17 protein-coding genes are annotated in these 19,514 nt (G+C 44.5%); 6 read left to right on the forward strand and 11 right to left on the reverse strand.

Annotated features, from left to right (window positions below; translation table 11 throughout):
• The first annotated feature begins 126 nt into the window (after nucleotides 1–126).
• Both QMA41_RS13395 and viaA read left to right on the forward strand, forming a co-directional pair.
• Complete coding sequence (locus QMA41_RS13395) at nucleotides 127–1,791, forward strand: ATPase RavA domain-containing protein (protein WP_019275161.1); 1,665 nt, start codon at nucleotides 127–129, stop codon at nucleotides 1,789–1,791.
• Between the two features lie 11 nt (nucleotides 1,792–1,802).
• On the forward strand, nucleotides 1,803–3,248 hold the full coding sequence (gene viaA, locus QMA41_RS13400) for an ATPase RavA stimulator ViaA (RefSeq protein WP_038157902.1): 1,446 nt from the start codon (nucleotides 1,803–1,805) through the stop codon (nucleotides 3,246–3,248).
• Nucleotides 3,249–3,317: 69 nt separating this feature from the next.
• On the opposite strand, the gene emrD is transcribed toward viaA, so the two are convergent.
• On the reverse strand, nucleotides 3,318–4,523 hold the full coding sequence (emrD, locus tag QMA41_RS13405) for a multidrug efflux MFS transporter EmrD (protein WP_281629915.1): 1,206 nt from the start codon (nucleotides 4,521–4,523) through the stop codon (nucleotides 3,318–3,320).
• Nucleotides 4,524–4,735: 212 nt separating this feature from the next.
• Nucleotides 4,736–5,044, reverse strand: coding sequence for a cysteine-rich CWC family protein (locus QMA41_RS13410; RefSeq protein ID WP_080555938.1), 309 nt, complete (start codon nucleotides 5,042–5,044; stop codon nucleotides 4,736–4,738).
• A 140-nt stretch (nucleotides 5,045–5,184) separates the two neighbouring features.
• Here QMA41_RS13410 and QMA41_RS13415 point away from each other — a divergent pair, with 140 nt between their 5' ends.
• A complete protein-coding gene (locus tag QMA41_RS13415) occupies nucleotides 5,185–5,445 on the forward strand; it encodes a hypothetical protein (RefSeq protein WP_281629916.1) in 261 nt (86 codons plus the stop codon).
• Here the strand turns inward: QMA41_RS13415 and QMA41_RS13420 are convergent.
• Entirely contained in the window at nucleotides 5,438–6,340 is a 903-nt protein-coding gene (locus QMA41_RS13420; RefSeq protein WP_019275166.1) for a DMT family transporter, read from the reverse strand. The two genes, QMA41_RS13415 and QMA41_RS13420, sit on opposite strands and share 8 nt — an antisense overlap.
• A gap of 164 nt (nucleotides 6,341–6,504) precedes the next feature.
• Here QMA41_RS13420 and QMA41_RS13425 point away from each other — a divergent pair, with 164 nt between their 5' ends.
• Entirely contained in the window at nucleotides 6,505–6,960 is a 456-nt protein-coding gene (locus tag QMA41_RS13425) for an Lrp/AsnC family transcriptional regulator (protein WP_006960791.1), read from the forward strand.
• Here the strand turns inward: QMA41_RS13425 and QMA41_RS13430 are convergent, their stop codons facing one another.
• A complete protein-coding gene (locus QMA41_RS13430) occupies nucleotides 6,961–8,010 on the reverse strand; it encodes a GGDEF domain-containing protein (protein ID WP_006960792.1) in 1,050 nt (349 codons plus the stop codon).
• Between the two features lie 78 nt (nucleotides 8,011–8,088).
• The gene (locus tag QMA41_RS13435; protein WP_006960793.1) at nucleotides 8,089–8,565 is read right to left on the reverse strand and encodes a MarR family transcriptional regulator; all 477 of its coding nucleotides are present in this window, start codon (nucleotides 8,563–8,565) and stop codon (nucleotides 8,089–8,091) included.
• A 413-nt stretch (nucleotides 8,566–8,978) separates the two neighbouring features.
• On the opposite strand from QMA41_RS13435, the gene QMA41_RS13440 reads away from it, so the two are divergent.
• Complete coding sequence (locus QMA41_RS13440; RefSeq protein ID WP_006960794.1) at nucleotides 8,979–10,556, forward strand: BCCT family transporter; 1,578 nt, start codon at nucleotides 8,979–8,981, stop codon at nucleotides 10,554–10,556.
• Nucleotides 10,557–10,623: 67 nt separating this feature from the next.
• On the opposite strand, the gene QMA41_RS13445 is transcribed toward QMA41_RS13440, so the two are convergent.
• The 5 genes from QMA41_RS13445 to QMA41_RS13465 form a co-directional block, all read right to left on the reverse strand.
• Nucleotides 10,624–11,343: a 3'-5' exonuclease gene (locus QMA41_RS13445; RefSeq protein WP_281629917.1), complete on the reverse strand. Its 720-nt coding sequence runs from the start codon at nucleotides 11,341–11,343 to the stop codon at nucleotides 10,624–10,626.
• 7 nt (nucleotides 11,344–11,350) lie between these two features.
• Nucleotides 11,351–13,240: a DUF294 nucleotidyltransferase-like domain-containing protein gene (locus QMA41_RS13450; RefSeq protein ID WP_040121504.1), complete on the reverse strand. Its 1,890-nt coding sequence runs from the start codon at nucleotides 13,238–13,240 to the stop codon at nucleotides 11,351–11,353.
• A 108-nt stretch (nucleotides 13,241–13,348) separates the two neighbouring features.
• Nucleotides 13,349–13,735: a Cu(I)-responsive transcriptional regulator gene (gene cueR / locus QMA41_RS13455; RefSeq protein ID WP_006960797.1), complete on the reverse strand. Its 387-nt coding sequence runs from the start codon at nucleotides 13,733–13,735 to the stop codon at nucleotides 13,349–13,351.
• Between the two features lie 179 nt (nucleotides 13,736–13,914).
• Nucleotides 13,915–14,949, reverse strand: a complete 1,035-nt coding sequence (locus QMA41_RS13460; protein WP_281629918.1) for a porin — start codon at nucleotides 14,947–14,949, stop codon at nucleotides 13,915–13,917.
• A gap of 470 nt (nucleotides 14,950–15,419) precedes the next feature.
• On the reverse strand, nucleotides 15,420–17,027 hold the full coding sequence (locus QMA41_RS13465; protein WP_281629919.1) for an EAL domain-containing protein: 1,608 nt from the start codon (nucleotides 17,025–17,027) through the stop codon (nucleotides 15,420–15,422).
• 267 nt (nucleotides 17,028–17,294) lie between these two features.
• Here QMA41_RS13465 and QMA41_RS13470 point away from each other — a divergent pair, with 267 nt between their 5' ends.
• A complete protein-coding gene (locus QMA41_RS13470) occupies nucleotides 17,295–18,488 on the forward strand; it encodes an acetate/propionate family kinase (RefSeq protein WP_065741967.1) in 1,194 nt (397 codons plus the stop codon).
• A gap of 71 nt (nucleotides 18,489–18,559) precedes the next feature.
• Here QMA41_RS13470 and QMA41_RS13475 read toward each other — a convergent pair whose 3' ends face one another.
• The gene (locus tag QMA41_RS13475; RefSeq protein WP_281629920.1) at nucleotides 18,560–19,435 is read right to left on the reverse strand and encodes a LysR family transcriptional regulator; all 876 of its coding nucleotides are present in this window, start codon (nucleotides 19,433–19,435) and stop codon (nucleotides 18,560–18,562) included.
• Between the last annotated feature and the right edge of the window lie 79 nt (nucleotides 19,436–19,514).

Below are 19,514 nucleotides of genomic sequence, written 5' to 3' on the forward strand. Positions count from 1 at the left end.
TTACGTGAAACTGGCTTCTGTTATAAAGATGGGTCAAAACTAAAAAAATGCACTTGTAACAAAATGATAACAAATGTATAAAAGTATACATATATTCAGTTCTGGTCGAAGTCAGAGGAGCGCAGAATGATTAGCCCTACCAGAGTCTCCCACTCGCAAAAAGCGTTGCTCTCTGAACGAATTAACAAACTGGCTCATGCCTTATCCGATGGTGTCTACGAGCGCGAAGATACCATCAAAATGTGTTTGCTCGCAGCTTTGGCGGGTGAAAGTGTTTTCCTCTTAGGCCCTCCAGGCATCGCAAAAAGCCTCATTGCGAAACGCCTTATCCAAGCATTCGACAATTCTTCCTATTTTGAATACTTGATGACTCGCTTTTCAACACCTGAAGAGGTGTTCGGACCTCTGAGCATTCAAGAACTTAAGGATAATGGACGCTATTTACGCCTGACAGAAGGGTATTTGCCGACGGCGCAAGTTGTCTTTTTGGATGAGATTTGGAAGGCTGGCCCTGCGATTCTCAACACACTTTTGACGGTGGTGAATGAAAAGACCTTTAAAAATGGTAGCGATGTAGAACGCGTTCCTATGCGTCTGCTGGTATCCGCATCTAATGAACTGCCGGATGAAGACAGTGGTCTGGAAGCGCTATATGACCGAATGTTAGTCCGCATCTTTGTTAATCGCATTCAGAACAAACAAAACTTTAAATCGATGCTGACAGTAGGTACGCCGCAGGAAGCACAAATCCCTGAAGGCTTGGCAATTACTGATGAAGAGTATCATTTGTGGCAATCTGAGCTTGAAAAACTTGAACTGAGCGACGAAGTATTTGAAAAACTTTATGAGCTCAAAGAAATGCTAGAGCAATCAGCGACCGAAGGGATGGGTGTTGATGTCTCTGATACCGATATGTATGTCTCAGACCGTCGTTGGAAAAAAGCCGTTAAGTTGCTTAAAGCAAGTGCCTATTTTAATGGTCGCGATAGTGTTAATCCACTCGATCTCTTGCTTTTGCAAGACTGCTTATGGAATAGCCCAGAGTCAAGAGAAGTGGTGCAGCGAGTCGTGAAAGAGTTTGCTTTGAAGAATGCTTTTGATCAGCAAGAGGTTGAACAACAGATTAGCTTATGTCGTGAGGAGCTAGCGGAAGTCCAGGAAGAGTTAGAGTCTGAGTTTGGCATTATGCTATCTATGGAATCGACCACGGGCTTGTTAAAAAAACAAATCCACAGCTACGACATATCAGATGCAAAAAGCTATAAAGTGGGTAGCGCCTTTGATCTAGTGAAATTGGTGCTATTGCAAAGCAACATGTCAGTGTCTGAATCTGAGAAAGGCGACAGCCGCTGGGTTTACGTTCCGAAGAATGAACTGGAGCGCGTGATTAAAGAAGGCCATGGTGATGTTTACGGGTATGTGAATCAGAACTCCAACATGTGCCGTTTACGTTTTGATATTGATGCTGGCAATAATCTCGTCATCAAAGACATCGCTAATCGCGCGGTATTGGTTTCTGTTGTTACACAGAAAGGTCTCGACGACGGCCTGTATCAAAGTTGGCTGACTAAGTCAGAGCAGGCTTTGGCTCAGCTTGAACACGCTGAGCATCATCTTCTTAAAGTACGTTCTAACTTTCATGGTGCTCTACCGCATAGTTTTATTGACCAAGACTTACCTCGCGCGATGGAAGCCAGTCTCCAGCACATTCAGCAAGTACTGGAATCGACCAAAACCGAATGCGAACGCACGGTTTTCCGTTTTAGAAACCTAAATCAATTCTTCTCTTAAAGGAGCGATGAATGTTAGGAGCTGACGGTTTAAACCTAGCGTTAATGATTGCAGACTCAGGGATCATAGATTCTGCGGTCAACGACCTAATGGCTCGTTCTCAAGTCATGGCGATCACTGAAAACAGAGGGATGAAAACGAAAGTTAAAAACCATCTGCTTAAGTGGCGAGGTAGCGTTAAAAAACGCATTACCAAAGTCTGTGAAACAGAGCGATTCCAGCAAGAGCTCGCGCTTTATCAAGAAGTCATTCATTGGGATGAAGCGACATTCTTTGAACAGATCCCCGATATTATCAAGAAGCTTGAATGGCACTCAGCCTTTTATCTACAAGCCCGTCGTCTTATGGAAAAGAACAAAGGGTTGAACAACCCGATGTTCCCACATTACTTCTGTGATCAGTGGTATCAAAGTCTCTCTGAGGCAATTCGTCAGGCTCAGGTAACAGAGCTAGAAGCAAGCAAAGAAAAAGCTTTGAAAGATCTCTATCAGCGAATGGAAACCATGAAAAACATGGATAAGGTCACTGAAGAAGGAGATGAGAACAGCGTTGGCCGCTTATGGGATATGGCAGCGGCTAAGCTGAGTAAAACAGATTTATCCGTGATGAAGCGCCATGCTGAGTTTCTGAAAAAGAATCAAGGGCTGCAGGAAATCGCGGAAAACCTGGGCCGCATGGCGGGTCAGGTTGATGACCCAGATTTAAATCGTGCGCCAGCTGAAGAGCTACAAATGGTCGAGGAAAAGTCAGACGAAGCGACGGACGACATTGTTGGTATTCATGAAAGCGATGACCTCAACAAGTTGCTACCTAACGAAACCATGTTTTTGGCTTACCCTGAATTAGAAGTCGTGTTCTATAAGCATTTAGTCGATAAACGTTTAATGAATTATCGTATGCAGGGTAAATCTCGTACGCTGCGCAAGGTTAAGGCGCACAGGCCAGACAACAAACAGGTCGATGTTGAAAAGGGGCCTTTTATTGTTTGTGTGGATGCTTCAGGCTCGATGAGCGGCTTCCCTGAACAATGCGCGAAAGCAATGGCGTATGCGCTAATGCAGATTGCACTGGCGGAAGATCGCGACTGCTTTGTTATTTTGTTCTCTACGGAACAAATCACCTATGAGCTGACGAGACAAGATGGTTTGCGTGAAGCGAGTGACTTTCTCACATACAGTTTTCATGGCGGAACAGACTTAGAGCCTGTGCTAATGAAGTCTATCGACTTAATGGGTGGCGATAGATACAAAAATGCCGATATGGTAGTGATTTCTGACTTTATCGCGCCCAAGCAATCGGATGAAATGCTGGCGAAAGTCGCTAAGCTCAAAAAGCTTAAGAACCGTTTTCACGCTATTAGCTTATCCAAATATGGTAATCCCGAACTGATGTCTATGTTTGACCACAGCTGGGCTTATCATCCTAATCTGGTCGGTAGGATAATGAAAAAATGGTAACGGCTAATTGGACTTAACCGAATCAGACTAAATAAAGAAGGAGCAGTTCATGCTCCTTTTTTACGTTGGTTAGACTGCCAAAGGCATTTCATTGGAAGGATCGTGCTTGTGATATACACGAATCAGCCCAATCAACGCTAAAAATGACATGAGCAACATTAATGCACCTACTGGCATCTGGTCATGCGATGGGATGATTGAGGCGGCTAGGGTGGCTAAACCTGCACCTAAATTCTGCATACCGCCCAGAATGGCTCCTCCGGTTCCCGCGTGGTATGGAAAAGGTGACAAAGCACCCGTGGTTGCGGCAGGGAATAGAATGCCAGCCCCCAAAAAGTAGATAGTTGCACCGCCAACCAACGTCATCGCGGAGGTTTGTCCCATTAGTCCTGGCACAAGTACAATGAGTGAGCCAAGTACGATGGCTAGCAAACCAAACATCATCGAAACTTTCTCGCTTCTTCTAGATGCAATGACGCTAGACAGCGCAGCGCCGACGAGGTAACCGGGAATAGGCAAAACAAATAACATACTCACCGTCGTTGCTGGTAGCTTTAACACGCCACCAAGTAGAACGCCTGCGGCGGCTTCAAAGATGGCCACACCAGAGAATGTTGCCACGAGGCACATTAAATAACCCTGAAACCTTTTGTTGGAGAGCACAAAACCATAGCTACGTAGTGCAGATTCATCGCGTCGACTCGCTTTAGGCAAGGTTTCTTCGAATCGGGTCATCATGGTGATCACCACTGCGATGCTAAACAATGCCAAGAACATGTAGCTGGAGCGCCAGCCAAAGGTTTCCGTCAGATATCCCCCAAGAACAGGGGCCAATAGTGGAGAAAAAATCACGCACATACTGATCAAGCTGTTCACTTGATGAAGCTCTCTGCCCGAAAAGACATCTCGTGTTAGGGTTCTCGACATAGCGCCACCGCTGCCAATTCCCAATCCCTGAATAAAGCTGCCAGCAAGAAACCACTCGAATTGTTGTGCAAACAGAGCAACGATTGCACCGACAATATAGATCAGCAAACCAGCAATAATAATCGGTTTCCGGCCTAAACGATCGGATAGCGGGCCATAGAAAAATTGAGAAAAACCGTATGGTATTAGATAACACGCCATGACTGCCTGAAGTGCAGCGGGTGACACAAGAAACTCATCTGCCATATGACCGATAGACGGCACATACATGGTTTGAGTCATCTGACCTACCGCGGTCAGTATTGCAATTAAAAATGTCAGTTTGATAACTTGAGATGATGCGGACATTTTCAGACATACCTAAATTTAAAGCGCACGAAACCACAGGTGCTGCGTAATGCAACCCTAACTAAATAAAGAAAAACGGATGATTTAGGCGCAGAATATTAGAAGGAGATTGGTTTGCGTGCAATTGAAAAGTGTGATCTTAAGCAAGATTAATTTCTATGATTTGGATTAGATAAACTAATCCAAATTTTGAGAGGCTACTGAACGAATAATTATTCTAGAGGCAGTTGGTTGAGGCACTTTCTACACAAGCAAGATTCATTGGACGGGAGAGAAGATGTATCTCGCTTTTCGAGAGAAAAACACCAGCAGGTGTTTTTACCCGCGCTGATGTCGCATTGGGCTGGCTCACCACAGGAAGGGCAGGTATGGCTTGTGGTGCTTCCTTGAAGCGCATCCATAACGGTGTCTCTTTCATCATCTGAAAGGTGACGCCAGTTGACGATTTCATCAATGGTTCGATGGCAACCGCTACATATTCCACCATTATTTTTGCATGCAGCGATACAGGGGGTTTTCAAAATGGTCATCCGAGCAAAGAAATTTCGCTGCAGACTATACCGGACTCTGCGTGTAACAACAAAAAATCAGTTGTTTTTGATAATGATTCCCACTAGTATTTGTTGCAAATGATAATTAATATCAAAAAGTAGTTTTGTTGATGATTTCTTCGCTTGCAGCGTCAGTCTTTATAGTAGGGCTAGGAATTAAAATTCGTATCTCCCGCCTACAGATCGGGATCTGGTTGCTGTTTACGCTCATACTCGAACAGTTTGTCACTAATATGGCACTGCACGTTCTAGTTTCTATGTTTATCGCTTCTCCCTTCCTTATCAAAATGGAGAACAAAGCTCTTGCGCGCCAGATTTACGTTCTGTGTGTTCTCGTTCCCTGTTTAACGCTGATCCCTCGAATCATTTAAATTTTGGCGGCTGATACAGCAGAGAAGTGTCTTGCTTCATAAATATATTACTGGCGATCAAGCTGCCAACACACACCATTCCAAGCGCAAACCATCCCAATAAGGTGGGCTGTTCATTGAACACAGGGATAGCAAGTAACGTCGCTATCGCGGGCGTTGCAGCACCAAACGCAGCGGTGCGTTCAGCGCCCAATACTGAAATCGCATGTAAATAGGTAAATGCAGCAACCAGACCCGCACCAATGCCTTGTAGGGTGATATGACCCGCGAGTTCTTTCCATGGCCAGTCGGCCACACTGGTCACGATTAAATGACTCTTGAGCATGCCACTGGCGATAAGGGTGATTAATCCAAGTGTCGAGAGTAACGAAATAACTCCCGCAGCAACTAAAGGGTTCAGATTAGAAACTCGCGCGCAAATAGTAAACGTTGCCCACATCATGCTCCCCAACAGGAACAGAACGTATCCGGTCAATAAGCCATTGCCAGAGTGTCCAAAGCCCTGAAAGAGAAAAGCGGCGATGCCACCGAGCACTAGCATAAGTCCCAAAATACGGTGAGAGCTTAACGGTTGTCGAAATAGCACTACCGCGATGCCTGACACGAAAAGTGGCAGTGTGCCCGGTATTAACGCGCTGCCGTCGGAAACTGGCGCCAGCTGCATGCCTGTGCCGGCAACCAACAAATAAGGCAAACCACAGCCAACAAACATCCCTAGCATGTAGCGCTTCGGTACTTTTTGAATGAGTTTTATTGATTTAAGTACCAAAGGGAGCAGCACGATACAAGGGATGAGAAATCGAGCCAATGCGATATCTGCTGTCGTGAGCTCCGAATGTGCGCCACCACGAAGTGAAAGAAAAAAGCCAGACCAGAGCAGCAGTGTGGCAGCCATTGCCAAGTAACCTGAGATCATAACGTTGTTAGTATATTAATTTGGTGTAAGTAATTATGAGTCGTTTCTTAAGACCAAATATGGCAAAGTTAACTAATAACAATATGAGTATTAGCTGAATCAGCTAACTTATGAATGAAAATTGCTATTTAGAGGCGTGAACCATGGATAGGATCGATCAACACATCTTGATGTTGTTACAAAAGGATGCCCGTCAGTCGACAGCAGATATTGCCGACAAAGTCGGTTTGTCACCTTCCCCTTGTGCTCGAAGGATTAAACGGCTTGAAGAAGAGGGAGTGATCGCCAGTTACCGTGCAAGCTTAAGTAAAGATAAGGTTGGGGTTGGGATGACGGTATTTGTCGAGGTCAGCCTAAGTAACCACCAAGCCTCTTCTATCGATGACTTCGAGCAAGCTGTTCGGGATATGGAGGAAGTGGTGAGTTGCCACGTTGTGTCTGGTGCTTATGATTACCTCTTGGAAGTTGTCAGTCATGATCTGGCTGGGTACGAAGCCTTTACACGTAAAATCCAGCGCTTAGAAAATGTTAAGGATATCCATACACACTTGGCAATTCGACAGGTCAAAGAAGCTCGACAACTGCCCATATTCAACTAATTAACGAGACGCGCGCTGATAAGTGCTCTGATTGTCATTGTCCACACGATCTGGTTGGGAAAACAGTGAAACACGGTCGCGCCCCAGGCTTTTTGATTGGTAAAGTGCAATGTCAGCGCGTTTGACCCAATCTTCGATAGTTTCAAAGGGTTGGGACTCCGCCACTCCTGAACTGAGGGTCACTTTGGCTTCTTGTGGATAGTCGCTCTCTTTGACGGCGCGGTTGATTGCTTCCATTGAAGATTCAACGGCATATTGATCCGCTTGAGGGAACAACAAAAGAAACTCATCGCCCCCTAAACGAAACAACATGGTTGAGTGCTCGGTTTCGGCATCAATAATTTTTACCACCTGCGTAATGACTTGGTCACCGACATCGTGCCCATAGAGGTCATTAATCGTTTTAAATTTGTCGATATCAATAAGCGCGATTGACGAGGTTGTATAGAGCTGGCGAATGTTCTCAAGTGAGCTCTGTAATTGGTGTCTGTTGTAAGCGCCGGTCATAGGATCCCTTACTAACAAGTAGCGAAGGTCGGTTTGTAGCTGTCTGACCGCTTTCACAACCACATGGACAATGACCGCGGTCGCGAGTAAGGAAAATGCATAGCGAGAGGTTTCCGATAATTCCTGATGAGGTAATACGGCAATGGTGCAACCCAGACATACCACGATATTAGCAATAGTGGCAGTGCGAGCTGGCAGAAGAAATACAATGCTAATGATGATGGGGAACACCCAGTAAGTGGCCAATGTGCCAAAGATGTTCACTGCCATAATGATTGAGGTAACGAGAAGAGCCAAAGGGATAAAATGCCCGAAGAGGCCGACCTTGTTATAGATAATGGCAGCAATTTCAAGAAGCAAGGTAATCTCAAACGCTAGCAATACAGCGCCGAGCATGGTTTCACCTATGAGAAGATTTTTGATTCCGAGTGGAACGAAGAAAATGAGCGTGATAGCGGCGATGAACTTCAGAACTTGTTTCTGTTGTCTGATGTCGAGGATAGCATCACTCTGTCGGGTCTGAAGCGTCTCGTTTTTCACCATGCAACACCTTTGGCTGTCCTTTACGCCTTTATAAAAAGTAAGCCTAAAGTGTTGCTAAATCAATTCTGGTGCGGGTGGTTATTCTGGCTTAGTAATACTTCCTAACTCAAGTACAGGTGCTACATCGATATCCTCAGCATTCATCATTGAGGAGATACGTTGCACCGAAGAAAGAAGCAGTGATTGTTCCCATTCTTCCAGTCGCTGAAACTTATTGATGAAGTTTTGCTGCAAAGGCATTGGTGCTTGGTCGAGGACTGCCAGCCCTTTTTCAGTTAGGTGTGCGTGAACCTTTCGCTTATCTTGAACGCTGCGTACACGCTTGACCAGCTCTTGGCGCTCTAAGCGATCCAATATTGTCGTTGCTGTCGCTTGACTCATATTCGTATGGTTAGAAAGCTCTCGAATCGTCACTTCTCCAAGCTCTCTTATTGAGCGCATAAGAATCAGTTGTGGGCCTGTTAACCCAGACTCTTTACTTAGTCTTTTCGAGTGCAGATCAATGGCGCGGATAATCTGTCGAATAGAGATAAGAACTTCTTCGTGCTTTTCCAATGTTAATCCTTAATGAGCGAAGCGTTTGGAGGCGAGAAAATACATGAAAATTCCCTCGAAATGAAGCCTGAAAACTCATAAATATCATACTTATTTCTCATATTAGTGAGGGAATGAATAGTTATGAGATTTGAGAAGAAACTTTTTTGTGTAAATGTGATGTTCTCAAATGTTTAGAAGTCAAAATGAATATGGGGTGAGAGATAGTTGATTGTTGTGTGAATAGTAGGCTCTTGAATTCGTATTCGTCCAAAAAGTGGTCAAATAATAGTGATTTACTGGAATGATCTGTATCTAGGCGTACAATGGTGTTGAGTCGATCAAGTCTTGATATAGATTAAATTGTTTTTATCACTAACGATTTTTCTATCTGAAGACTTGATTAGGGAAGAATATTCATCAAGAGAGGAAAGATGACTAAAGGTATAGACAAGTACAGTATCGATAGTACCGATTACACCATCGGACAAGATAATGTACAGAAGTGGGGGTTTGATGTTCATAACCCCGTATTTGGCGTGAGTGCCGGATTCATCGGATTATTCCTATTTGCAGTGCTGGTTATGGATGCGCAGTCTGCAAAATCGTTGCTGGATGGCTTGAAGTTTCAAATTATCGGGAGCTTTGACTGGCTATTTATCTGGTCTGGAAACATTTTTGTTGTTTTTTGTCTCGCGTTAATCGTAAGCCCATTGGGTAAAATACGTCTTGGTGGTCAAGATGCGACGGCTGATTACTCATTCATCTCTTGGCTATCGATGCTTTTTGCTGCGGGCATGGGTATCGGTCTGATGTTCTGGAGTGTTGCTGAGCCAGTTGCTTACTACACAGGCTGGTTTGAAACACCGTTAGGTGTTGAAGCCAACACCCCCGAAGCTGCGAAACTGGCGATGGGCGCAACGATGTACCACTGGGGCCTTCACCCTTGGGCTATTTATGGTGTAGTTGCTCTGTCTCTAGCGTTCTTTGCTTACAACAAAGGTTTGCCGCTTTCTATCCGTTCTATTTTCTATCCAATTCTTGGTGACCGTGCTTGGGGTTGGGCTGGCCATATTGTTGATATCTTAGCGGTATTAGCGACGTTGTTTGGTCTTGCTACTTCCCTTGGCTTGGGCGCACAGCAGGCTGCGAGCGGCATCCATCATGTATTTGGCCTAGATGCAGGTATGGGTCTACAGATCGTTGTCATTACGGTTGTAACTTTACTGGCTGTCGTATCAGTAGTTCGTGGTATTGATGGTGGTGTAAAGGTTATTAGTAACATCAACATGATCGTAGCATTCTTGCTACTGATTCTGGTTGCTCTGATTGGTTATGCGGTGGCGTTTGGCAATATTGGCACAACACTAATGGCTTACGTCGAGAATATCATTCCGCTAAGTAACCCTCACGGCCGTCAAGATGAAGCTTGGTTCCAAGGCTGGACAGTATTCTACTGGGCGTGGTGGATCTCATGGTCGCCATTCGTGGGTATGTTCATCGCACGCGTATCTAAAGGTCGTACAGTACGTGAATTTATGACAGCGGTTCTGTTGGTTCCAACAGCGGTAACGCTACTCTGGATGTCAGTATTCGGCGGCATCGCAATTGACCAAGTGGTTAACAACATCGGTGAGCTAGGTGCAAATGGTCTGACGGATGTTTCGCTAGCAATGTTCCAGATGTTTGACGTACTGCCTTTCGGTACTGTTCTCTCAATCATCGCGGTGATTCTGGTTTTGGTGTTCTTTATCACGTCATCTGACTCGGGCTCACTGGTTATCGATAGCATTACTGCTGGTGGTAAAGTCGATGCACCTGTACTTCAGCGTGTATTCTGGGCCTTTATGGAAGGTGCAATTGCAGTTGCTCTTTTATGGGTTGGTGGGACTGAAGCGGTTCAGGCGCTACAGGCGGGTGCCATTTCAACTGCCTTACCATTCACCTTTGTATTGTTGATGATGTGTGTAAGTTTGCTAATGGGCATGCGCACTGAAAAATACGATCGCTAGCCGAAATGGTAAAATTGAAAAAGGGACGAATTTTCGTCCCTTTTTTGTATCCGCGATTTATTTCTTATCAGACCCAAATCTGATTGAGTTTTGTCGACCGTTCATAATGATAGGCGATTTGCGCCTGTAACAACTCGGCCGTGGCGACTGCATCAGTTAAAGCATGATGTGGCGTGTACGGAGGAAGACCATAACGCGCTCGGCTTGCGCCTAGCCGGACTGAATCCGGCTTCTTACCTAACACTTTATTTAGTATTCCGCCGTGTAGGCGCTGTTGGTAGAGGGTTTCAAGATGCATGGTATCGACGACAGGAAACTCAATCCCTTCATTAATTCGATCCTTGAGTGCTCGATCAAAAAACTCTCGCTCAATTCGCTGATAGTGTACCACCATGATTTTGCCTGCCATCTGCTGCAAGACTTGATCATAAACTTCCGATAAGTCCGGTGCGTCGAGAATATCACTGTGGGTGATTCCATGAATGATCACGGACTCTTCAGCCAGTTGCTGACGAGGTCGTACCGTCCAATGATGAGCTTGATTCATAAAGATCCTGTTGAGGTTAAACGGCACCGTACCAATGGTGATGATGTCATCTTGCTCTGAATCTAAACCAGTGGTTTCAAAATCCATGGCTAGAAAGGTCACATCTTCCAGATTGGTATCGGCACTTGGAACTTCAGCGCTGTAGTAACGCTTGAGTGAGTCATTTCGGCTAGTCTGTTGTTTCGCCTGAAACTTCTTTTCCCAATCAATCGCTGGTGCACGCATCATATTTTTGAACATCGTTCACCTACTTAAAGTTGTTGCTGGCTTGGTAACGGAATTTAAGGAAATTCTGTGCGTTACTTAGGATTTGGAAAGCATCTTTCAAGTTGCGTCGTTCGAAATCAGATAAGTTCTCCGGTTCGATATTGTTATCCGGTTCGATCTGATTCTCTACATCGAGTGCTTGGTGACGAATTCGCACCATGGAAATAAACTCAAGCGCGTCTCGTAAGTCGCGTGCTTTGCCTTTAGGTAAAATGCCGGCTTCGTGAATATCATCTAAGCGTTCAAAGGAGTTGGTAGAACGAGATCCTACCGCTAATGCGTGGACGCGAATTAAGTCGGCAAGTGGTGCAGTGCCGCGACGCTTGAGGTTAATAGAGTTTTTATGTTGGCCATCTTTCTCCATCACAAAATCTTTGAAGAAACCGAGTGGTGGAGTTCGATTCATGGCGTTACGAGCCAGACAGGCTAGGAAGCGATTATTTTTGCGTGAACGTCTGACAATAAACCCATTGAGTTGTTCTGCCCATTTCAGGCGTCCGTATACACCTACTAGGTCAAAGAAGATGGAGGCATTTAATAGGGCCTTCGGGTTCGGGTCGTCAATCCAGTCGGCAAAACACTCTTCCCATTCGCTTCGGGTCATTCGCCATTCTGGATTGGTGGCCATGATATCACCTGTACAATAGGTGTAACCGCATTCGTTTAATCCATCACAGATTTTCTTTGCCAGTGCTGAGAAATACTCGTCGTGCTCTTCCTTGACATAGGAGTTATCGAGAATGATGGCGTTATCCTGATCGGTGACCAGAATTTGCTCGTCTCGGCCCATAGAGCCTAAAGCGAGAAAGCAGTATGGGATAGGGGGTTCGCCCAGCTCTTCTTCGGCCAGTTCAATAATTCGCTGTTTAAAGCTCTTACCAATCACCGACATGGCACTGCCGACCATGTGAGAATTCGCATCTTCGTTGACCAGTCGTACGAAGCTGTCTTTTACCTGCTCAGATAGTGACGCAAGCTCTTCGATCGATTGCTGCTGGAAGATGCTGCTAACTAGGAGTAAAGAGTTTTGAGATTCGTAGCGGACGATATCTGTGGCTTCGATGATGCCAATAGGCTTCTTGTCTTTTAAAACAGGAAGGTGATGTACGTTGTAACGCAGCATGGTAAGCATCGCTTCGTAAACGTACGCATTATGGTCAAGGGAAATGACCTCCGTTGTCATCACACTGGACACTTCATCGTTAGCATCCAGACCTTCAGCCAACACTCGGGTGCACAGATCTCGGTCGGTGATGATGCCGACAAGTGGTGAGTTATCTTCTTCGTTGTCTTCAAGAATATCGGGGTCGATGATCAATAGTGAAGAGACATTTTCTTCAGCCATTTTGATCGCTGCATTCTGAATAGTTTCTGTCTTTTCCAAAAATGGAGCGTCACCGGTGAGGAGCGTGCGTACTTTGGATGTGGTCAGATCATTTTGCTCATTGGTGCTTGAAACGGCTTGGCGAAGTCGGGCGGTATCTTCAACTTCAACAAAATCTGCAAAGGTTTCGTGATTGTCGTAGAGCTCCTGGAAAACTGCTTCAGGAATGCAGTACACCAATGTATCTTTGGTCGCTTTGGCTGGAAAGCGTACTTTGTTATTGGTGAGCAGGCCCATTTGCCCGAACAGCGCACCTTCATCCAGTCGGTTGTAGAGTTCGCCTTTGCGCCGATAAACTTCAACAACACCACTGCGAACCATGTACAAATCGTGGATTTCGTCGCCAAAGTGGATGACTGGCGTATCCTCACGAAAATAAGAAATTTCAACATGCTTGGTAACGAAGTTGAGCACTTCATCTTCGAGCTCATCAAAAGGTGGGTGCTGAGAGAGGAAATTCTTTATTTCCAGTAATTCTGCTTCCATGAAGACATCCGAAGTAACTGTGTAGTCTTTCAATGTTACATGATCTGAGGATGTACTTCATGATGGGTTGTTGAAAAGGTTAAGAAAAACAACAGCCGTTTGTGAGCTTTACTTGGTCAGGTCTTCTATGATCGGACAATCGCTATTTTCATCACCGGGGCAGGCATTAACCCAACCTTTTAGTTGTTTCTCTATTTCACGTAGCTCTCGAATTTTTAATTCAACTTCTTTGAGCTTCTCCTGAGCTTTGGCTTTTACTTCGCTGCTTTTGCGTTTTGGGTTATGAGCTAACTCCACAAACTCTTTGCATTCTGCTAATGAAAACCCGGCATTTTTTGCTCGGGAAACCAGATTAAGCTCCTGAACGTGCTGCTCGCCATATTCACGATAACCCGCATCACTGCGAGTTGGGGGAGTAATGACGCCTTTTTCTTCATACAAACGAATGGATTTACTGGATAATCCGGTGAGCTTTGCCACGGAGCCTATATTCATGGTGTACCTCTGCCACAGATAGCGTTGCGAGCGCTGAAACATCTCTATTCAGTTGTACTACTTTATGATCCTTACGCCAAACTTTTTAGCGTCAGAAACGGAAAAAGCTCACTCCGACGGGAGTGAGCAAAAACTGGCATGCGTATTCTACGCCAGGAATAGGACAGTTTTTCTAAGAGTTACAGGTAGTAACGAGCACCGATAACCCATTTGTCATCAGAGTTGTAGCCTGTTTCGTCTTTCAGGTCGAATTGGTACGCCGTGTAACCAATGAACTTAGGTGTGAAGTTGTATTCAGCTTGTAGCGCCATTTCTTCACGTGCAGTCACCGTTGAACCAGCTTTAGTTTCTTTACCTTCAACTTGTTCGTAGTTCACGATTAGGTTGAGGCTGTTTTCGAATGCGTAAGATGCCAGTGCTTCGTATGCATCACTTTCTACAAGCAGAGTTGAGCCGTTGTAGTTCATGTATTCATTTGAACCGTAAACACCCGCTAGGTATAGGCCGTTACCGTAAGTACCGTACTTAACAGAAACTAGGTGAGATTCTGCCGTTTCTTTTGTTGAAGTGCCTGTGGTGAAATCACCAGTGTTAAATGTGTAACCTAAGCCGAAATCAGCGATAGCGTAAGTCAAAGCAATCTGACCACGGTCATCGTATACCGTCTTTACGCTAGTTTCTTCGTTAGTCTCGTCTTTTGAACCCTGCCAACCTAGACCGAATGACAGGCTACCCATCTCGCCGAAATCAAAACCGTTACGGTAGCTCACCATCTTGTCAGCACGGCCAGTACCAAGGATTCCGTGATCGTCGTAGATAAATTCGTTAGCGAACGCGATTGGCATATCAGCCACACCAGCGACGTCATAGTACGGCGCCCACTGAGTACCCACAACACCACGACCTAGTTCTTCATGAGTGATACCCACATAGCCAAGACGAGTAGTAAATGTCTGATCGCCACCATCTAGGTAGTTAAGCGCCCATTCACCTTTTGCGTCTGCTGTGAAGCCGTGGCCGATGTCCTGAGTAGCGTTAAAGTTGATACGTGGAGAGTTTGTGCCTACGTCAGTGTGACCTTGCTCAGAGCCGTTAACGTTCACAGAAACGTGACCGCCAATAGCGAAAGTGGTGCCATCGTTGTTGTATAGCTCAACAGCGTAAGACGTGGCAGATAGGGAAGCGATTGCAACAGCTAAAATCGTTTTTTTCATAATAAAGTCCATATTATTTAGCCAGTTAGTTGGCTTGATGTTTGCTCGTGAATACACGATGCGAAAGACTCTACTGTGAAAGTTCCTTGGTTCTTCAAAAAATAAAATAAAAAGTTAGAGGGAAAGAAAAACCTTAAATAACAATGAATTGATACCGTTATGTTTTTTTATATTTGTATTTTTTATAGATACATTTTGTTACTCATGGGTAGGGGTTATTGGTAGTGATTTGGTGATATCGAGTGGAAATTGCTCAGTGATAAATTCGACGATTCAATCATGAAAATGATACCTAATAGCCATAAGCTGTTTACTTAGTAAATAAGTCATCACAAAGCGCAACAGTATGAAGATACGACTTATCCATTAGTATCTAAGACTTAACCTCTGCTGTTGGGAAGCCAAACATCTTCTTGGAGGCATTAGTAGTTGGCGAGGTGTCTATGTTCTACTTCAGCTCGAATGGATTGTTAAGGCTGTTTAGCCAATTCGACAATTTGAGGGGGATTGTGTTTCTGTGTCCAACGGATAGCTTCATCAATCTTCAGTGCAGGGCTGTAGAAAAAGCCTTGAATATAGTCGCAACCATAATGCCTAAGCATGTTCAATACTTGCTCATCTTCAACACCCTCAGCAACGACGGTATAGCCTAAACCATGTGCCAGCGCGATGGCATTAGAGACAATAGAACCATTACGCTGATTCGTTTCCAATTGATATAGGAATGAACGGTCAATCTTGATTTGATCAACAGGCAAATCACGTAACAGTGACAGAGAAGAGTAACCAGTACCAAAATCATCTAAGCTGATTTTAAATCCAAGACTTTTCAGGCTTTCTAGCAATTTTTCTGGGCTTCTCAATCGATTAATCGCCGTGCTTTCTGTGATTTCTAAGATGAGTGTTTCGGTAATATCAGGATAAATCTGAATCAGCTTTTCCAGCTGACGCTTGAGGTTGTTCCCCATTAAGTCTTTGGCTGATAGATTGACGTGAACAGGGCAGTCAATTCCATTCTTTTTGAGCTTTTCAATGTCCGCCGAGACTTGATCGAGCACCCAACTGGTAATAGATGTGATTTTGTTGCTTTGTTCGGCAACGGGAATGAATTCTACAGGGCTGACTAGCGTGCCGTCTGGCTTTAGCCAGCGTATCAAGGCTTCATAACCGCAGACAAACGCATTCGTTCCACATAGGATTGGCTGATAATAAACGCAAAACTCATCGTGTAGCAGAGCGGCATCTATTTCCCTCGCAATACGTAACTTACGTTTTGCCCCCTGACTCATTTTATCGTCGTAGCATGCCACTAAATGGCCTGATTTTTTCGCCCAATACATCGCAACGTCTGCGGCATGGATGACTTGTTCTGCATCGTCTCCGTGCCGTGGAAATTCGCTCAAACCTATGACGGCACCTGTACTAAGTTCAAATCCGTCAATGGCGAATGGTTTGCGCAGTTCGACGTCAATCTCCTTTGCGAGTGCTTTTGCGCTGGCTTCATTGCTATCAAGGCATATGATGACAAATTCATCACCACCAATACGAGCAATAAAGTCTTCCTTTTTAAGCAGCGAGGAAATTCGTTGGCCAATCTGAATGAGTAGCTGGTCCCCGCAAAAATGACCCATCCCGTCGTTAACTTGCTTGAAGTTGACGATATCAAGCAGCATCAGATCAAAGGGCTTGTCTGATTCGATAAGTAGTTCGATGGTTTCAATACAGTGCTTTCGGTTTGGTAGGGCGGTCAACGAGTCATGCAGTGCATTGTGTTTTTCCTCATCAGCAAGTAAGTGAAGTTGCTCAATACTTTGCAAGCTATAAGTGGTGACCATGTACACGAATACGCTGCCGCTAAACAGAATAATACATAAGCTAAACAAGACGGGTGTGACGTCTGGATTGGCGAAAATTGACCCTAAAACAAAGGTATAGCCGACAACAAACCCGATGATAAGGTAACTCAGTACCTGCCAGCCTACGTGTTTTATCTTTCGACAAATTTTGTTAGCTGGAATGTATCCCGCTAATAAAATGATGATGCCTGATATAACCAGAAAAATTGCTAACGCCGACACGATTTAAACCATAGAAACACAGTTCGCTTATTTCATAACGTTCATTTGTTAGAGTTTAGTGTAGGTCTGGATCGCATATTTATAAAACTAACAATAAATTCATTGCTCGAATTAAATCGCAGATTGCGTTAGATCAACAAAAAATCGTTTCGATTGAGGTTGTGATTAAAATAAAGTTGAATCATTAAAAAAATATTGAATAATGTAAAGCACACAACAAAAAGCATTTTGCTTTCAAAATTCGGTCTGAAACAGGATATACACTCCATGTCTAACTCGTTTGTGCTGGTTATCAACTCTGGTAGTTCTTCTCTTAAATTCGCGGTTATCGATTCCGTCACTGGTGAGGCTGTCATAACTGGATTAGGGGAATGCTTTGGCCTCTCCGAAGCGGTAATCGGCTGGAAATATAAGGGTGAGAAAACAGAGGAGGCCATCACTGCTCCAGACAACCACCATCAACACGCAATTAACCGAATTGTTGGCCTGATGGAGTCATTAGGTTTTACTCAGGATCTGGTTGCTGTGGGACATCGTATCGTGCACGGTGGCGAAAAGTTCACTTCAACAGTTCGTATCGACGACGAAGTCTTGGCTGAAATTGAAACCTTGTCTGACTTGGCACCGCTCCACAACCCAGCAGGCGCAAAGGGAATCAGAGCTTCAATGCAAGCGTTCCCAAGCCTTCCTCAGTTTGCTGTCTTTGACACAGCGTTTCACCAAACAATGCCTCAAAAGGCGTTTACAGGTGCGATTTCAAACGAACTGTACAAGGAATACGGCATCCGCCGATATGGTTTCCATGGCACCAGTCATTACTTTGTTAGTCGTGAAGCGGCTAAAATGCTAGGTAAACCTGTTGAGCAATCCAGCTTTATCTCTGTGCATTTAGGTAATGGTGCATCTGTTTGTGCAATCAGTAATGGCCAATCTGTCGATACATCGATGGGCTTTACGCCATTGGCAGGCTTGATGATGGGTACACGCTCTGGTGACCTAGATCCAGGTATTATCGAGTTTTTGATGAAGAAGGGCTGGAGTCAGGAAAAAGTCTTCGAAACGTTGAATAAGAAGTCAGGTTTCCTTGGTGTGTCCGGCTTGACGTCTGATGCTCGCGGTATTTTGGAAGCAATGGAAAATGGCCATGAAGGCGCTAAACTGGCTTTTGAAGTCTTCACTTATCGCGTCGCTAAGTACATCGGCTCATATCTTATTCCTCTTGAATCGTTAGATGCGATCATCTTTACTGGCGGCATCGGTGAAAACTCGTTGCCTATCCGTCGAGAAATCCTCAATAATCTCAAGTTACTTGGTTTTATCGAAGACGAAAAAGGGAATGAAGAAGCACGTTTTGGCAGTGCCGGTATAATCGCTAAATCTGACATACTCGACGCTGTGGCTATGGTGATTCCTACTAACGAAGAATTTGTTATCGCCCAGCAGTCAGTAGAGTTACTGTAATAGACGTTGCGGTTAACATTAAAAAAGCGAGCTTAGTGCTCGCTTTTTGGTTTTTTGGAGCGGGGTAATATTTAGTATTCATTACGCATACAATCAATGAAGACATCCATCGCAGGTGTTACACATTTTCCCGCATGATACCCACACCTAGGCTCTATCATTTGTGGTTCGTTGGTGAATAAAATCTCTTGTAAGCGGCCATTTTGTAGTTCTTTTTCAACAGTAAAACGAGGCAGATATGAAATTCCAATGTTGCTCTCAACGCAGTTTTTTATAGTGTTAATACTACTCAACTCAATCATGTTATCGATGGTTATTGCTCGCTCTCGGATGATACGCTCAAAGGTCTGGCGAAAAAGGCACTGAGGGCCATTACTGATGAATCCTAACTCAATGTGTTGGCCTTGTTTTTGTAAATCCAACTCTTTTAAAAGCGGTGATCCGATCAGCACTAACGGTTCTTGCTCAAATTCATGAACTTCTAGCGCATCGTCATTGCCGACCTGATAAAACACGCCTAAATCGGCTTTATCAGCAATCAGCTCATCTCGAATTTGATAGCAGTTTTGTGATTGCAAAGAGAGCCTGACTTTTGGTGCTCTAATTCGAAATTCTTTTAAAACCTTGGCCATTTTATATGCGAGTTGAGTTTCGGCGACCAATACTTTCAGCTCTCCTGTTGGCTCAGAACTTTCTTGTTGTGCCGTTCCCTCTATGTTTTCCATCACTCGTGCGAGCTCGTAAACATAAGGAAGAATTTTTTCTCCCGCTTGAGTGAGCACCATCTTACGGCCGATTTTTTCAAACAATTGTAGTGAAAGATCTTGTTCTAACTGCTTGATTTGAAAGGTCACTGTCGACTGAGTGCAATAAAGCTTTTGTGAAGCTTTTAGAAATGATCCTTCCTCAACAATGGTTTTAAACGTAAGGAGGCGTTTTAGATTCATGGCCAAACTCCCAACTTTATAGTTCGAAAAATTCAAACTCAAGGTTCAAATACATTCAATTTTTTAATTAATTGTGGCG

Source organism: Vibrio sp. St2, assembly GCF_947311885.1.
Lineage (GTDB): Bacteria > Pseudomonadota > Gammaproteobacteria > Enterobacterales > Vibrionaceae > Vibrio > Vibrio coralliilyticus.

What these genes read in the sequence shown, in the direction of transcription:
- QMA41_RS13425 (WP_006960791.1), top strand. Translation starts at nt 6,505, where the DNA reads ATGGATAGGATCGATCAACACATCTTGATGTTGTTACAAAAGGATGCC.
- QMA41_RS13430 (WP_006960792.1), bottom strand. Translation starts at nt 8,010, where the DNA reads ATGGTGAAAAACGAGACGCTTCAGACCCGACAGAGTGATGCTATCCTC.
- cueR (WP_006960797.1), bottom strand. Translation starts at nt 13,735, where the DNA reads ATGAATATAGGCTCCGTGGCAAAGCTCACCGGATTATCCAGTAAATCC.
- QMA41_RS13460 (WP_281629918.1), bottom strand. Translation starts at nt 14,949, where the DNA reads ATGAAAAAAACGATTTTAGCTGTTGCAATCGCTTCCCTATCTGCCACG.
- QMA41_RS13440 (WP_006960794.1), top strand. Translation starts at nt 8,979, where the DNA reads ATGACTAAAGGTATAGACAAGTACAGTATCGATAGTACCGATTACACC.
- QMA41_RS13475 (WP_281629920.1), bottom strand. Translation starts at nt 19,435, where the DNA reads ATGAATCTAAAACGCCTCCTTACGTTTAAAACCATTGTTGAGGAAGGA.
- QMA41_RS13450 (WP_040121504.1), bottom strand. Translation starts at nt 13,240, where the DNA reads ATGGAAGCAGAATTACTGGAAATAAAGAATTTCCTCTCTCAGCACCCA.
- emrD (WP_281629915.1), bottom strand. Translation starts at nt 4,523, where the DNA reads ATGTCCGCATCATCTCAAGTTATCAAACTGACATTTTTAATTGCAATA.
- viaA (WP_038157902.1), top strand. Translation starts at nt 1,803, where the DNA reads ATGTTAGGAGCTGACGGTTTAAACCTAGCGTTAATGATTGCAGACTCA.
- QMA41_RS13470 (WP_065741967.1), top strand. Translation starts at nt 17,295, where the DNA reads ATGTCTAACTCGTTTGTGCTGGTTATCAACTCTGGTAGTTCTTCTCTT.
- QMA41_RS13445 (WP_281629917.1), bottom strand. Translation starts at nt 11,343, where the DNA reads ATGTTCAAAAATATGATGCGTGCACCAGCGATTGATTGGGAAAAGAAG.
- QMA41_RS13415 (WP_281629916.1), top strand. Translation starts at nt 5,185, where the DNA reads ATGATTTCTTCGCTTGCAGCGTCAGTCTTTATAGTAGGGCTAGGAATT.
- QMA41_RS13395 (WP_019275161.1), top strand. Translation starts at nt 127, where the DNA reads ATGATTAGCCCTACCAGAGTCTCCCACTCGCAAAAAGCGTTGCTCTCT.
- QMA41_RS13420 (WP_019275166.1), bottom strand. Translation starts at nt 6,340, where the DNA reads ATGGCTGCCACACTGCTGCTCTGGTCTGGCTTTTTTCTTTCACTTCGT.